This window comes from Variovorax sp. Soil_C_39 (assembly GCF_057656815.1).
Genome location: NZ_JBDGJQ010000002.1, coordinates 163,085 through 177,527, shown reverse-complemented (window position 1 = coordinate 177,527; position 14,443 = coordinate 163,085). Strand labels below are relative to the sequence as shown.

Annotated in this window: 16 protein-coding genes and 1 tRNA gene; 2 read left to right on the top strand and 15 right to left on the bottom strand. The window is 66.3% G+C overall.

Features of this window, described 5'->3' with window-relative positions; translation table 11 throughout:
• Positions 1-27: 27 nt before the first annotated feature.
• A complete protein-coding gene (gene rpiA, locus AC3A6J_RS04885; RefSeq protein WP_487858788.1) occupies positions 28-741 on the bottom strand; it encodes a ribose-5-phosphate isomerase RpiA in 714 nt (237 codons plus the stop codon).
• A 40-nt stretch (positions 742-781) separates the two neighbouring features.
• Between rpiA and AC3A6J_RS04880 the strand changes: the two genes are divergently transcribed.
• Positions 782-1,858, top strand: coding sequence for a quinone-dependent dihydroorotate dehydrogenase (locus AC3A6J_RS04880; protein WP_487858787.1), 1,077 nt, complete (start codon positions 782-784; stop codon positions 1,856-1,858).
• Between the two features lie 10 nt (positions 1,859-1,868).
• On the opposite strand, the gene AC3A6J_RS04875 is transcribed toward AC3A6J_RS04880, so the two are convergent.
• The 14 genes from AC3A6J_RS04875 to uvrB form a co-directional block, all read right to left on the bottom strand.
• Positions 1,869-2,588: a phage holin family protein gene (locus AC3A6J_RS04875; RefSeq protein WP_487858786.1), complete on the bottom strand. Its 720-nt coding sequence runs from the start codon at positions 2,586-2,588 to the stop codon at positions 1,869-1,871.
• 3 nt (positions 2,589-2,591) lie between these two features.
• Positions 2,592-2,888: a glycine zipper domain-containing protein gene (locus tag AC3A6J_RS04870; RefSeq protein WP_487858785.1), complete on the bottom strand. Its 297-nt coding sequence runs from the start codon at positions 2,886-2,888 to the stop codon at positions 2,592-2,594.
• A 148-nt stretch (positions 2,889-3,036) separates the two neighbouring features.
• Entirely contained in the window at positions 3,037-4,140 is a 1,104-nt protein-coding gene (locus AC3A6J_RS04865; RefSeq protein ID WP_487858784.1) for an NAD(P)/FAD-dependent oxidoreductase, read from the bottom strand.
• 43 nt (positions 4,141-4,183) lie between these two features.
• On the bottom strand, positions 4,184-4,291 hold the full coding sequence (locus tag AC3A6J_RS04860) for a stereocilin (protein ID WP_487858783.1): 108 nt from the start codon (positions 4,289-4,291) through the stop codon (positions 4,184-4,186).
• Between the two features lie 153 nt (positions 4,292-4,444).
• Positions 4,445-4,519: transfer RNA gene (locus AC3A6J_RS04855), tRNA-Val, on the bottom strand.
• A 59-nt stretch (positions 4,520-4,578) separates the two neighbouring features.
• Complete coding sequence (gene dnaQ, locus AC3A6J_RS04850) at positions 4,579-5,301, bottom strand: DNA polymerase III subunit epsilon (RefSeq protein WP_487858782.1); 723 nt, start codon at positions 5,299-5,301, stop codon at positions 4,579-4,581.
• 10 nt (positions 5,302-5,311) lie between these two features.
• Positions 5,312-5,650, bottom strand: a complete 339-nt coding sequence (fdx, locus tag AC3A6J_RS04845) for an ISC system 2Fe-2S type ferredoxin (RefSeq protein ID WP_487858781.1) — start codon at positions 5,648-5,650, stop codon at positions 5,312-5,314.
• A gap of 7 nt (positions 5,651-5,657) precedes the next feature.
• On the bottom strand, positions 5,658-7,520 hold the full coding sequence (gene hscA, locus AC3A6J_RS04840) for a Fe-S protein assembly chaperone HscA (RefSeq protein ID WP_487858780.1): 1,863 nt from the start codon (positions 7,518-7,520) through the stop codon (positions 5,658-5,660).
• A 12-nt stretch (positions 7,521-7,532) separates the two neighbouring features.
• The gene (gene hscB / locus AC3A6J_RS04835; protein ID WP_487858779.1) at positions 7,533-8,051 is read right to left on the bottom strand and encodes a Fe-S protein assembly co-chaperone HscB; all 519 of its coding nucleotides are present in this window, start codon (positions 8,049-8,051) and stop codon (positions 7,533-7,535) included.
• 63 nt (positions 8,052-8,114) lie between these two features.
• Positions 8,115-8,438: an iron-sulfur cluster assembly protein IscA gene (iscA, locus tag AC3A6J_RS04830; RefSeq protein ID WP_487858778.1), complete on the bottom strand. Its 324-nt coding sequence runs from the start codon at positions 8,436-8,438 to the stop codon at positions 8,115-8,117.
• A gap of 1 nt (position 8,439) precedes the next feature.
• On the bottom strand, positions 8,440-8,862 hold the full coding sequence (iscU, locus tag AC3A6J_RS04825; protein ID WP_487858777.1) for a Fe-S cluster assembly scaffold IscU: 423 nt from the start codon (positions 8,860-8,862) through the stop codon (positions 8,440-8,442).
• Between the two features lie 59 nt (positions 8,863-8,921).
• Positions 8,922-10,142 carry an IscS subfamily cysteine desulfurase gene (locus AC3A6J_RS04820; protein ID WP_487858776.1) on the bottom strand — a complete coding sequence of 407 codons (1,221 nt, stop codon included), beginning with the start codon at positions 10,140-10,142 and terminating at the stop codon, positions 8,922-8,924.
• An 86-nt stretch (positions 10,143-10,228) separates the two neighbouring features.
• A complete protein-coding gene (iscR, locus tag AC3A6J_RS04815; RefSeq protein WP_280817610.1) occupies positions 10,229-10,765 on the bottom strand; it encodes a Fe-S cluster assembly transcriptional regulator IscR in 537 nt (178 codons plus the stop codon).
• A 232-nt stretch (positions 10,766-10,997) separates the two neighbouring features.
• Complete coding sequence (gene uvrB / locus AC3A6J_RS04810) at positions 10,998-13,115, bottom strand: excinuclease ABC subunit UvrB (protein WP_487858775.1); 2,118 nt, start codon at positions 13,113-13,115, stop codon at positions 10,998-11,000.
• 103 nt (positions 13,116-13,218) lie between these two features.
• On the opposite strand from uvrB, the gene AC3A6J_RS04805 reads away from it, so the two are divergent.
• Complete coding sequence (locus AC3A6J_RS04805) at positions 13,219-14,415, top strand: amino acid aminotransferase (protein ID WP_487858774.1); 1,197 nt, start codon at positions 13,219-13,221, stop codon at positions 14,413-14,415.
• Positions 14,416-14,443: the final 28 nt, after the last annotated feature.

The following is a 14,443-nucleotide window of genomic DNA, read 5'->3' as shown; positions in this document are numbered from 1 at the left end:
AGCGCCGCGCTCGCGCAGCGCGGCTCCTCAGTCGAACTGCAGCGTCCGAACGCCCGCAGGCGTGCCGAGCAGGCAGACATGGGCCCTCTGGTGCGCGAACACGCCCACCGTGACCACGCCGGGCCACTGGCTCACTTCCGATTCGAAGGCGAGCGGATCGCTGATCTGAAGGCCCGTCACATCGACGATGTGCTGGCCGTTGTCCGTCACCAGCGGCAGGCCGTCCTTCTCGCGCACCTGCGCAACGCCGCCCATGGCCTCGAACTGGCGCATCACGCGCCGCGCCGCCATCGGGATCACCTCCACGGGCAGCGGAAAGGCGCCGAGCGTGGTCACGAGCTTGGACTCATCGGCAATGCAGACGAAGCGCCGCGACTGCGCAGCAACGATCTTCTCGCGCGTGAGCGCCGCACCGCCGCCCTTCACCATGAAGCCGCGGTGGTCGATCTCGTCGGCACCGTCGATGTAGACGCCGAGTTCGTCGACCTCGTTGCTGTCGAACACCGGAATGCCCAGCGCGCGCAGCCGCTCCGTGGACGCGACCGAGCTCGACACCGCGCCCTTGATCTGGTCCTTGATCGTGGCCAGCGCGTCGATGAACTTGTTCACCGTCGAGCCGGTGCCCACGCCGACGATCTCGCCCTTGGCCACGTAGGCGAGCGCGGCGCGGCCAACCTGGGCCTTGAGTTCGTCCTGGGAGATAGCGCCGCCGGGAGCAGCGGAAGAAGTGGGTGCGGTCATCGCGGAGAATCCTTGGCTCATTGAAGTCGAGAATTATCCGATGCCCCTGCTACCTTCCTCTCTCTACGGCCTGGCCCGGCCCTTCCTGTTCGGTCTCGACCCGGAGCATGCCCACGAACTCACGCTCGACGCGCTGGCCCGCACCCAGAACACGCCGCTCGCCTGCGCCTACGCTGCACCTCGCGTCGAAGACCCCGTCACGCTGGCCGGACTCCGGTTTCCCAACCGCGTGGGTCTGGCGGCAGGGCTCGACAAGAACGCCCGCTGCATCGACGCCTTCGCCGCCATGGGCTTCGGCTTCGTCGAGGTCGGCACGGTCACGCCCAAGGCGCAGCCAGGCAATCCGAAGCCGCGCATGTTTCGCCTGCCGGAGCGCGACGCGCTGATCAACCGGCTCGGCTTCAACAACGGAGGGCTGGCGGCCTTTCTGGCCAACGTGCAGAAGTCGCGCTTCCGGCAGGCAGTGCGCAACGGGGCCGCACCGATGCTGCTCGGCCTGAACATCGGCAAGAACGCCAGCACCCCGATCGAACGCGCGGTCGACGACTACCTCGCCTGTCTCGACGGCGTGTACGCGCATGCCGACTATGTGACGATCAACATCTCGAGCCCCAACACGGCGAACCTGCGCTCGCTGCAGAGCGACGAGGCGCTCGATGCCCTGCTCGGCGCGATCGCCGAGCGTCGCGAGGCGCTCGCTGTGCAGACAGGCCGGCGCGTCCCGCTGTTCGTCAAGATCGCGCCCGATCTCGACGCGCCGCAGGTCGCCGTGATTGCCGCCACGCTGCGGCGCCACGCCATGGACGGCGTGATTGCCACCAACACCACGCTGGCGCGTGATGCGGTCGCCGGGCTGCGGCATGCAGAGGAGGCAGGTGGGCTCTCGGGGGCGCCGGTGCGCGAAGGCAGCAACCGCGTGGTCGCGCAACTGCGCGCGGCACTGGGTTCGGGTTTTCCGATCATCGGCGTGGGCGGCGTCCTGAGCGCGGCCGATGCCAAGGCCAAGGTGGCCGCGGGTGCCGACGTGGTGCAGATCTACACCGGCCTCATCTACCGTGGCCCCGGGCTCGTGCGAGAAGCAGCCCAGGCGTTGCTGCAAGGTCGCAGCGCCGCCTGAGCCGTCTTTCTCAGCGCATGCGCCAGAGGATGGGCGCCAGAAACGCCGTCAGGCGCAGCAGGCGCTTGGGACGGATCACCACCATCGCCACGGCTGCAGCCGCACCCACGGCGACGGGATGCTCCCGCGCGATCCGCAGCGCCGCATCTGCCGCCGATTCGTTGGCCGGCGGGGCTTTGGCCGAAGCCGCCGCAGTGGCGGAGGCATCGGTACGCGGAGCCTGAACCGTGGCAATGCGCTCGCGCTGATGCGCAATGCGCGCAAGCAGTTCCTCGCGCGTGGCAGGCCGCCTTGGCGTCGGTTCCTCACCTTCCGGGTCGGAGTCCTTGCCGAAGCCGAAACTCTCCTGGGCCCAGGCCCAGTCGCGTTCGAGTTCACGGCGTGCCGGCTCGAAGCTGTTCGAGGCGCCGCGCAGCGACGAGAGCAGGCCCAACGCAGCCGCCAGCCAGAGCAAGCCCCAGACCGCGGCCACCCACCAGGCTGCCGCAATGCGATGCGGCGTGTCCCAGAAATGCACCACCACGGCCATCGACAGCAGCGCCACGGCCACCGTGGTCAGGCCGCCCACTGCGACCACGAGCACGAGCGCGACCTTGAGGCGCCGCTTCTCGTCCTCCCACCCCATGCGCAAGAGCTGCATGCGGTCCTCGGCGGCCAGCGCACCTTCGGCAGCGGCAATCCGCAAGCGCCGCAGACGGGCATCGAGTCCGAAGAGGGACAACAGCTTCATGCGTCAGCGGCGGCCAAGCAGCAGACCCACCAGCAGGCCGACGGCAAGCGCGGCGCCGGCAATCTGCCACGGTTCATCGTGCGCATAGGCATTGGCCGACGTGGCGGCATCGCGCGCTTTCTTCGCGGCGAGCTTGCTTTTTTCGGCCGCGAGTTCGCGTGCGATCGCGAGCTTCGAGTCGATGCGCTGGCGCAGCGCCTTGATGTGGGGAACCGAATCCAGGTCCTTGCTGGCCAGGACCCCGCGGATGTCGCTCGCGATGTCTTCGGCTGCGGCTTCGATGTTGTTGGATGCACTCATTGGAATCTGTCCTCCGTGATGACACCGGCAACGCGCCGGCGGCTCACGCCAGCGAAATGGCGTGCCGTCATGTTACAGGCACAAAAGCCCCTAATAAATCACGAAGTTGTCGACTCCTGCACGTGGTGGGCGTCTAGTCACATTTTGGTTACGCATGAGCGAGCATTTGCGCCACGTGGCGTCCGATGGCCAGGCTGCTCGTGAGCCCCGGCGATTCGATGCCGAACAGGTTGACCAGTCCGGGCACGCCGTGCCTCGCAGGCCCGTCGATCACGAAATCGCTGGCGGGCTCGTGCGGGCCCGAAATCTTCGGGCGCATGCCCGCGTAGCCGGGGATCAGGGCCCCGTCGGGCAACGCAGGCCAGTACTTGCGCACCTCCGCATAGAAGCCCTCGCCGCGCGCCGCGTCCACCACGAGATCGTCCGCCGCATCGACCCACTGCACGTCGGGACCGAACTTGGCCTGGCCACCCAGGTCGATCGTCAGGTGCACGCCCAGGCCGCCGGGCTCCGGCACCGGGTAGATCAGGCGCCCGAACGGCGTCCGGCCGGACAGCGTGAAATAGCTGCCCTTCGCAAAATAGGCCCGGGGCACCGCCGCCGCCGGCAGGCCTTCGAAACGCCGTGCAAGTGCGGGGGCGCCGAGGCCGGCGGCGTTGACAACGGTGTTGCAGCGCAAGGCCGTGCCGTCCTGCGCCACCAGCACGATGCCTTCCGGGCCGCATTCCGCGCGCGCCACGGGCGATTTGAGCGCCAGCATGCCGCCGGCATTCTCGAGGTCGCCGAGCAGGCTCAGCATCAGCGCATGGCTGTCGACGATACCGGTGCTCGGGGAATGCAGCGCCGCAAGGCAATGCAGTTGCGGCTCCATCTCAGCAGCCTGCTGCGCGGAGATCATCTGCAGGTCGTCGACACCATTGGCGGCGGCCTTGGCGCGGATCGTTTCGAGCTGTCCGACCTGCTCGAGCGAGGTCGCCACGATGAGCTTGCCGCAGCGCCGGTGCGGCACGCCCCGCTCGGCGGCGTAGGCATAGAGCGCCTCGCGCCCTTCCACGCAAAGGCGCGCCTTGAGCGAGCCTTGCGGGTAGTAGATGCCCGCGTGAATCACCTCGCTGTTGCGCGAACTGGTACCGGTGCCGATCGCACCTTCCGATTCGAGCACCACCACCTCCCTGCCTGCGAGCGCCAACGCACGCGCCACGGCCAGGCCCACCACACCGGCGCCGATAACAGCGCAATCGAGTTCGTCCATGCCGCGAGCTTATCGCGGCATGGACGACGCGCGCCGCGCGCCGTCAGGACGGCGCCGGCTCGGGTTCGGTGGGGTTGTCGCCGGGCGGAATGCTGGGGCCCTCGTCGGGCTCCACGGGCAGGTCTGGCGGAAGATCGGGGTGGGTTGCCATGGTGTTTGCTTTCGTGTGTCTTGCCTTTTTAGGCTTCAACACGAGGCGTGTCGGCCGGCCCGCACCGGCGATCTGCGTCGGGTCATGTCGTACGAGACTGAGGCGGACGCAAAAAAAGCGACCCGGTGTTCCTGGTCGCTTTCTGCAAAATCTTGGTGGGCGGTGGAGGCTTCGAACCTCCGACCCCAGCAGTGTGAATGCTGTGCTCTACCCCTGAGCTAACCGCCCTTTCAGCCTTGGCTGCCTTCCGCTGCCCCGGCATGAATCGCGCTGTGCGAAGCCTTCGATTATGCCACAGGATTTTCGTCAATCTGGCGAAACAGCGTGCGTCCGTTGCTGGATTTGTCGAGCTGGGACAACAGCGCCTCGTGCGCAGCGAGCTCCTGCTCCCCGGCCATGATGACCGGCAGCTCGAACTGGCTCAGGTCGATGGCCACCACGGTCGTACCCTGGGCCGGCTCATTCGAGCCGACGTCGATCAGCAGTGCGTCCTGCCCGCGCGTCAGGTTGATGTACACGTCGGCGAGCAGCTGGGCATCGAGCTTGGCGCCGTGGAAGGTGCGGTTCGAGCGGTCGACGCCGAAGCGGTCGCACAGCGCGTCGAGCGAATTGCGCTTGCCCGGATAGACCTGCTTCGCCATCGCGAGCGTATCGGTCACCTCGCCCACGAAGCTCTGCAGCGGCGGCAGGCCCGCGAGCTCGAACTCCTTGTTGAGGAAGCCGACGTCGAAGGCCGCGTTGTGGATGATCAGCTCGGCGCCACGCAGGTACTCTACGACGTCGTTCGCGAGCATGGCGAACTTCGGCTTGTCGCGCAGGAAGTCGGTCGTCAGGCCGTGCACCTTGAGCGCATCCTCGTGGCTTTCGCGCCCGGGATTGAAGTAGATGTGCAGGTCGTTGCCGGTGAGCTTGCGCGCAAACAGCTCGACGCAGCCGAGCTCGATGATGCGGTCGCCGTTCTCGGCGGAAAGGCCGGTGGTTTCGGTGTCGAGGACGATCTGGCGCGTCATGCGTGGCTCATCAATGGTTTTCCTTGGCGTGGTTGATCGAATACTTGGGGATCTCGATCGTGACGTCTTCACGCGCCAGGATGGCCTGGCAGCTGAGCCGCGATTGTGGCTCCAGGCCCCACGCGCGGTCGAGCAGGTCTTCCTCGCCCTCCTCGGCCTCGTTGAGCGAATTGAAGCCCTGCCGCACGATGACATGGCAGGTGGTGCAGGCGCAGCTCATCTCGCACGCATGCTCGATGTCGATGTGGTTGTCGAGCAGCGCCTCGCAGATCGAGGTGCCTGCCGGTGCCGTGATTTCTGCACCCTCGGGGCAGTACTCTGGATGCGGAAATATCTTGATGATGGGCATGTTGTTCTTAGAGAGATTCGACCTTGCGGCCCGACAGCGCACGCGCAATGCCCGCGTTCATGCGTTGTGCGGCGAAGGCCTCGGTGTCGTGCGCCAGCGCCTTGGTCGCGCTTTCGATGGCCGCGGCGTCGCTGCTGCTGGCTGCCGCTTCGCGCAACCGGTCCATTGAAGCCTCGATCACGGCGCGCTCATCCGCGGCCAGCAGGTCGCCGTCGGCGTCGAGCGCGCTCCGGGTCGCGAGCAGCATGCGTTCGGCATCCACGCGTGCCTCGACCAGCGCGCGCGCCTGCATGTCCTGCTGCGCGGTGCTGAAGCTCTCCTGCAGCATGTTGGCGATCTGATCGTCCGAGAGGCCGTACGACGGCTTGACGGTGACGCTGGCCTCGACGCCGCTGGCCTGCTCCTTCGCGCTCACACTGAGCAGGCCGTCGGCGTCGACCGTGAAGGTCACGCGGATGCGCGCCGCGCCCGCCGCCATCGGCGGGATGCCGCGCAACGTGAAGCGAGCCAGGCTGCGGCAATCGGCCACCAGATCGCGTTCGCCCTGCACCACGTGCAGCGCGAGCGCCGTCTGGCCGTCCTGGTAGGTCGTGAAGTCCTGCGCCATCGCGGTCGGGATGGTCTGGTTGCGCGGCACGATGCGTTCGACAAGGCCGCCCATGGTCTCGATGCCGAGCGACAACGGGATGACGTCGAGCAGCAGCAGGTCGTCGGCGCCGCCGTTGCCCGCCAACTGGTTGGCCTGGATCGCGGCGCCGAGCGCCACGACCTCATCGGGGTTCAGGTTGACGAGCGGTGCGCGGCCGAAGAAGTCGGCGACGGCGCGGCGCACCTGCGGCATGCGCGTGGAGCCGCCGACGAGCACGATGCCCTGCAGTTCCTGCGGCTTGAGCTTCGCGTCGCGCAGCGCCTTGCGCACCGCGTCAATGGTTCGGTCGGTGAGCGGACGGGTCGCCGCATCGAATTGCTCGCGCGACAGGTCGAATGCCACCGCGCCGCCAGCCAGTTCGGCGCGGAAGGCCGTAGTTGCCGCCTCGGTCAGCGCCTCTTTCGCGGCGCGCGCCGCCACGAGCATCGCGGCCCTGTCGGTGTCGCTCGCGGTGCGCGCGCCGGTCTGCGCAAGCACCAAGTCCGCGAGCGCATGGTCGTAGTCGTCGCCGCCGAGGGCCGAATCGCCGCCCGTGGCGATCACCTCGAACACGCCCTGCGTGAGCCGCAGGATCGAGATGTCGAAGGTGCCGCCACCGAGGTCGTAGACCGCATAGACGCCTTCGCTCGCATTGTCGAGGCCATAGGCAATGGCCGCGGCCGTGGGTTCACTGATCAAGCGCAGCACGTTGAGGCCGGCGAGTTGCGCGGCATCCTTCGTGGCCTGGCGCTGGCCCTCGTCGAAGTAGGCGGGCACGGTGATGACCGCGCCGTAGAGATCGTCGTTGAAGGTGTCCTCGGCACGGTAGCGCAGCGTGGCGAGGATCTCGGCGCTGATCTCCACCGGCGACTTCTCGCCAGCGAGTGTCTGCACCTTCACCATGCCGCCATCCTCGCCGGCGATCCGGTACGACATCGATTCGCGGTTCGTGATGTCGGCCAGGCCCCGGCCCATGAGCCGCTTGACGGAGGTGATGGTGTTGCCCGGGTCTTCGCCGCGCGCCGCCGCGGCATCGAAGCCGATCTGGCGACGGTCGCCTTCGAGGTAGCGCACCACCGACGGCAGCAGCACGCGGCCCTGGTCGTCGGGCAGGCACTCGGCCACGCCGTTGCGCACTGCGGCCACCAGCGAGTGCGTGGTGCCGAGGTCGATGCCCACGGCGATGCGGCGCTGATGAGGATCGGGCGCCTGGCCCGGTTCGGAAATCTGGAGAAGAGCCATAACGTTCAGCGCCTATTGTCCCAATTGATCGATCCTGGCCTCGACGTCGTGCGAGAAGCGCTCAATGAACATGAGGGCTCTCACCTGCTGCGCGGCGGCGGGGTGGTCGCCCTTCTCGTCGAGCAGCCAGTCGAGCGACGAGAGCACGCGGGCACGGCCGGTCTCGACCTCGGCCTGCAGCCGCTCGACCGCGGCGACGTCGCGGGCGTCTTCGAGCGCCTCGCGCCATTCCATCTGCTGCATCAGGAAGTCGGACGGCATCGCCGTGTTGTTCTCCGCATCGAGCGGAGCACCGTTCAGTTCGCAGAGGTAGCTCGCGCGCCGCACCGGGTTCTTGAGGCGCTGGTAGGCCTCGTTGATGCGGACCGACCACTGCATCGCCACGCGCTGCGCGGCGGCACCCTGCGCGGCGAAGCGGTCGGGGTGCGCTTCGCGCTGCAGTTCCTTCCAGCGCGCATCGAGCACGGCGCGGTCCTGCGCAAAGGTCGCCGGTACGGCGAACAGTTCAAAGTCGGTGTCGTTGAGATTCATGGCAAGAAAAAACCGCCAGCACATGACATGGTGGCGGCCTTGGTCGCGGTCAGCGACGATGCATCAGATGCGAAAGCTCTCTCCGCAGCCGCAGCGGTCGCGTTCGTTCGGGTTGTTGAACTTGAACCCCTCGTTGAGGCCTTCGCGCACGAAGTCGAGCTGCGTGCCGTCGATGTAGGCCAGGCTCTTCGGATCGACCAGCACCTTCACGCCCTGGTCCTCGAACACCACGTCTTCGGGCGAAAGCTCGTCCACGTACTCGAGTTTGTAGGCCAGGCCCGAGCAGCCGGTGGTCTTCACGCCCAGCCGCACGCCCACGCCCTTGCCCCGCTTGCCGAGGTAGCGGGTGACGTGTCGCGCAGCAGCGTCGGTCAGCGTGACGGCCATGTCAGTGGACGGCTTCCGCGTCGGCGGCAGCGCCGCTCTTTGCGCCGTGCTTGGCCTTGTAATCGCTCACGGCGGCCTTGATCGCGTCCTCGGCGAGGATCGAGCAGTGGATCTTGACCGGCGGCAGCGCCAGCTCTTCGGCGATCTGCGCGTTCTTGAGTGCCGCCGCTTCGTCGAGCGTCTTGCCCTTGACCCATTCGGTCACGAGCGAAGACGAGGCGATGGCCGAGCCGCAGCCGTAGGTCTTGAAGCGGGCGTCTTCGATCACGCCGGTTTCGGGGTTGACCTTGATCTGCAGCTTCATCACGTCGCCGCAGGCCGGTGCGCCCACCATCCCGGTGCCGACCGAATCGTCGCCCTTTTCGAACGAGCCGACGTTGCGGGGGTTTTCGTAGTGGTCGATGACCTTGGAAGAATATGCCATGGTGTACCTCTCAAACTTTGTTCAATCGTGGAGCCTGGTGCGGCCTGGATCCGGAAATCTCAGTGGGCCGACCACTGGATCGTGCTGATGTCGACGCCATCCTGGAACATCTCCCACAAGGGGCTAAGTTCGCGCAGCTTGGCCACGTTGTGCTTGATGGTCGATATGGCGTAGTCGATTTCTTCTTCGGTCGTGAAGCGGCCGATGGTCATGCGCAGGCTGCTGTGGGCCAGCTCGTCGCTGCGGCCGAGTGCGCGCAGCACGTAGCTCGGCTCGAGGCTGGCCGAGGTGCAGGCCGAACCCGACGACACCGCCAGGCCCTTGATGCCCATGATCAGCGACTCGCCCTCGACATAGTTGAAGCTCATGTTGAGGTTGTGCGGCACGCGGCGCTCGAGGTCGCCGTTGATGAACACCTGCTCGACATCCTTGAAGCCGTCGAGCAGGCGCTTCTGCAGGCGCGCCGCCTTGGCGATGTCGTCCTTCATTTCGAGCCGGGCGATGCGGAAGGCTTCGCCCATGCCCACGATCTGGTGCGTCGGCAGGGTGCCCGAGCGCATGCCGCGCTCGTGGCCGCCACCGTGCATCTGCGCCTCGAGCCGCACGCGGGGCTTGCGGCGCACGTACAGCGCGCCGATGCCCTTGGGGCCGTAGGTCTTGTGCGAGGCCAGGCTCATGAGGTCGATCGGCAGCTTGGTCATGTCGATCTCGACCTTGCCGGTGGCCTGGGCCGCGTCGACATGGAAGATCACGCCCTTCTCGCGGCACACGTTGCCGAGCGCCACCATGTCCTGGACCACGCCGATCTCGTTGTTCACGAACATCACGCTGGCGAGGATCGTGTCGGGACGGATCGCGGCCTTGAACTTCTCGAGATCGAGCAGGCCGTCTTCCTCGACGTCCATGTAGGTCACCTCGAAGCCTTGGCGTTCGAGTTCGCGCATGGTGTCGAGCACGGCCTTGTGCTCGGTCTTCACCGTGATCAGGTGCTTGCCCTTGCCCTTGTAGAACTGGGCCGCGCCCTTGAGCGCGAGGTTGTTCGACTCGGTCGCGCCAGAGGTCCAGACGATCTCGCGTGGATCGGCGCCGATCAGTGCGGCCACCTCGCCGCGCGCCTTCTCGACCGCCTCTTCAGCTTCCCAGCCCCAGGCGTGACTGCGCGACGCCGGGTTGCCGAAGTGTTCGCGCAACCAGGGAATCATGGCGTCGACCACACGCGGGTCGACCGGCGTGGTCGCGCCGTAGTCGAGATAGATCGGGAAATGAGGAGTTACGTCCATGGCTGGCTCGTGCTGGCGTGGGGTTGTTATGTGTCGATGTGTCGAAGAAAACTTCTAGCCGCAGCGCCCGGAGGCGCCGCGGGCCTTCAGGACTTCGCGAAGGCGTTGCCGAGGGCGAAGACCGAATTCGGCGCGTTCACGCGAATCGGCTTGACCACCGGCTGCGCCGAGATAGCGCGCTTGACGACCGGCTTGTTCTCGATCTGCACGCCCTTGGCGATCTGGTCGTCGACCAACTTCTGCAACGTGACGGAATCGAGGAACTCGACCATGCGCTGGTTCAGCGAAGCCCAGAGTTCGTGCGTCATGCAGCGGCCCTGTTCGCCGAGGCAGTTTTCCTTGCCGCCGCACTGGGTGGCATCGATGGGTTCATCGACGGAAACAATGATGTCTGCGACGGTGATATCCGCAGCCTTGCGGCCGAGGCTGTAGCCGCCGCCGGGGCCGCGGGTCGATTCGACCAGCTCGTGACGGCGCAGTTTGCCGAACAGCTGTTCGAGATACGACAACGAAATCTGCTGCCGCTGGCTGATCGCAGCCAGCGTGACCGGACCCGTGTTCTGGCGCAATGCCAGATCGATCATTGCTGTGACCGCAAAACGGCCTTTGGTAGTGAGACGCATCGCAAGCTCCTTCAAGTGCTTACCGTTGAAATGACACCTTGGCCCTGGACCGCGGTGACTTCGTCTCCGCCCTGCCCGACCCCTGGCGCTGGTGAACCAGCCAGTGGGATCGAACCTTCATCGCGAAGTTTCTTATTTGTTGTTGAGTATTTCACTCAAGTATAGCAGATGTCCCCGAGTTCTGCTCGGGTAAACCCCATCGGGCCGCGATGCGGAGTAGACGGGCGCGCGCTCAGACCGGCAGAACGGCGATGTTGTCGCCGCCGGCGGCGCCGAATGCCTGCTCCCGCAGCAGCGCGAGCTGGTCGCGCACCCGGGCCGCCTTCTCGAACTCGAGGTTGCGGGCGTGTTCCATCATGAGCTTCTCGAGCCGCTTGATCTCGCGGGCGATGTCCTTCTCGCTCATGTCCTCGACCTTGGCGCGCTCGAGGTCGAGCTTGGCCGCTTCCTTGCCGCTCTTCTCGCTGTAGACGCCGTCGATGAGGTCGCGCACCTGCTTGTTGATGCTGCGCGGCGTGATGCCGTTGGCCTCGTTGTGGATGATCTGGCGGGCGCGGCGGCGCTCGGTCTCGCCGATGGCCTTCTTCATCGACTCGGTCATCCGGTCGGCGTAGAGGATGGCCTTGCCGTTCAGATTGCGGGCGGCGCGCCCGATGGTCTGGATCAGCGAGCGCTCGGCGCGCAGGAAGCCTTCCTTGTCGGCGTCGAGGATCGCCACCAGCGACACCTCGGGAATGTCCAGGCCTTCGCGCAGCAGGTTGATGCCCACCAGCACGTCGAAGGTGCCCAGGCGCAGGTCGCGCAGGATCTCGACGCGCTCCACGGTGTCGATGTCGCTGTGCAGGTAGCGCACTTTCACGCCGTTGTCGCCCAGGTAGTCGGTCAGTTGCTCGGCCATGCGCTTGGTGAGGGTGGTGATCAGCACACGCTCGTGCTTCTCGACCCGGATGCGGATCTCGCCCAGCACGTCGTCCACCTGGTGCGTGGCCGGGCGCACCTCCACCTCGGGGTCGATCAGGCCGGTGGGTCGCACCAGCTGCTCGACCACGTTGCCGGCGTGCTGCTTCTCGTAGTCGGCCGGCGTTGCCGAGACGAAGACGCACTGGCGAACGCGGGCCTCGAATTCCTCGAGCTTCAAGGGCCGGTTGTCGAGCGCGCTCGGCAGCCGGAAGCCGTACTCGACCAGCGTGGTCTTGCGCGCCCGGTCGCCGTTGTACATGCCGCCGAGCTGCCCGACCATCTGGTGGCTCTCGTCGAGGAACATCAGCGCGTCCTTCGGCAGGTAGTCGGTGAGCGTGGCCGGCGGCTGGCCCGGCGCGGCGCCCGAGAGGTGGCGCGTGTAGTTCTCGATGCCCTTGCAGTGGCCGATCTCGGCCAGCATCTCGAGGTCGAAACGGGTGCGCTGCTCGAGGCGCTGCGCTTCGACCAGCTTGCCCTGCGAGACGAACTCCTTGAGCCGCTCGGCCAGTTCGACCTTGATGGTCTCGACCGCGCCCAGCACCTTGTCGCGCGGCGTCACGTAGTGGCTCGACGGATAGACCGTGAAGCGCGGAATCTTCTGGCGGATGCGCCCCGTGAGCGGATCGAACAGCTGCAGCGTCTCGATCTCGTCGTCGAACAGCTCGATGCGGATCGCGAGCTCGCTGTGCTCGGCCGGAAACACGTCGATCGTGTCGCCGCGCACCCGGAAGGTGCCGCGCGAGAAATCCTGCTCGTTGCGCGTGTACTGCATGCGGATCAGCCGCCCGATCACGTCGCGCTGCCCGATCTTGTCGCCCACGCGCATGATGAAGCGCATCTGGGTGTAGTCCTCGGGCGTGCCGATGCCGTAGATGGCGCTCACCGTGGCCACGATGACCGTGTCGCGCCGCTCCAGCACGCTCTTGGTGGCCGACAGCCGCATCTGCTCGATGTGCTCGTTGATCGACGAGTCCTTCTCGATGAACAGGTCGCGCTGCGGCACGTAGGCCTCGGGCTGGTAGTAGTCGTAGTAACTGACGAAGTACTCGACGGCGTTCTTCGGGAAGAACTCGCGGAATTCGCTGTAGAGCTGCGCCGCCAGCGTCTTGTTGGGCGCGAAGACGATTGCGGGGCGGCCCAGCTGTGCGATCACGTTGGCCATCGTGAAGGTCTTGCCTGAGCCCGTGACGCCCAGCAACGTCTGAAAGACCTCGCCGTCGCGCACGCCCTGCACCAGCCCTTCGATCGCCTTCGGCTGGTCGCCGGCCGGCGGGTATGGCTGGTACAGCTCGAACGGCGAGTCCGGAAAGCGGACGAATTCGCCCTGCGGAGCGGGACCGATCGGGTCGAGCTTCTTCAGGTCTGCTACGGCTTCGTTGATCTCTGGCATGGCTGTTTCCGACAGGTGGCGTGTGGCCGGTAAAATTCAAGGCAACCGGCAAGCTTAAACCTCCTCCGGTTGCAGCGCAGCTTTCACCCCAAAGGACCTTTCCATGTCTATGTTCACCGCGGTCGAAATGGCACCGCGCGACCCGATCCTCGGCCTCAACGAGCAATACGCAGCCGACACCAACCCCCACAAGGTCAACCTCGGCGTCGGCGTCTACTACGACGACAACGGCAAGCTGCCCCTGCTGCAGTGCGTGCAGGCCGCCGAACAGGACATGATGAAGGCGCCTTCGGCCCGCGGCTACCTGCCGATCGACGGCATCGCGGCCTACGACAACGCGGTCAAGGGCCTGGTCTTCGGGCCCGACAGCGAGCCCGTGCAGTCGGGCCGCGTCGCCACCATCCAGGCCATCGGCGGCACCGGCGGCCTGAAGGTCGGGGCCGACTTCCTCAAGAAGCTCAACCCCGCAGCCAAGGTGCTGATCAGCGACCCGAGCTGGGAAAACCACCGCGCGCTCTTCACCCAGGCCGGCTTCCAGGTCGAAAGCTATCCCTACTACGACGCGGCCAAGCGCGGCGTCGATTTCGACGGCATGCTGGCCGCGCTCCAGGCCGCACCGGCCGGCACGGTCGTGGTGCTGCACGCCTGCTGCCACAACCCCACCGGCTACGACATCACCCCGGCCCAGTGGGACCAGGTCGTCGCCGCGGTCAAGGCCAAGGGCCTGGTGCCCTTCCTCGACATGGCCTACCAGGGCTTCGGCTATGGCCTGAAGGAAGACGGCGCCGCCGTGGCCAAGTTCGTCGAGGCCGGCCTGACCTTCTTCGTCTCGACCTCGTTCTCGAAGAGCTTCAGCCTCTACGGCGAGCGCGTCGGCGCGCTGTCGGTACTGTGCGAGAGCAAGGAAGAAGCTGGCCGCGTGCTCTCGCAGCTCAAGATCGCGATCCGCACCAACTACAGCAACCCGCCGATCCACGGCGGCGCCGTGGTGGCCGCGGTGCTCGGCAACCCCGAGCTGCGCACGCTCTGGGAAAAAGAGCTCGGCGAGATGCGCGTGCGCATCAAGGCCATGCGCCAGAAGCTGGTCGACGGCCTCAAGGCCGCCGGCGTGAAGGAAGACATGAGCTTCATCACCACCCAGATCGGCATGTTCAGCTACTCGGGCCTCAGCAAGGACCAGATGGTGCGCCTGCGCAGCGAATTCGGCGTCTACGGCACCGACACCGGCCGCATGTGCGTGGCAGCGCTCAACAGCAAGAACATCGACTACGTCTGTGCGTCGATCGCCAAAGTCATCTGACGATCGAAACGAGAACTTTATTGTTAAT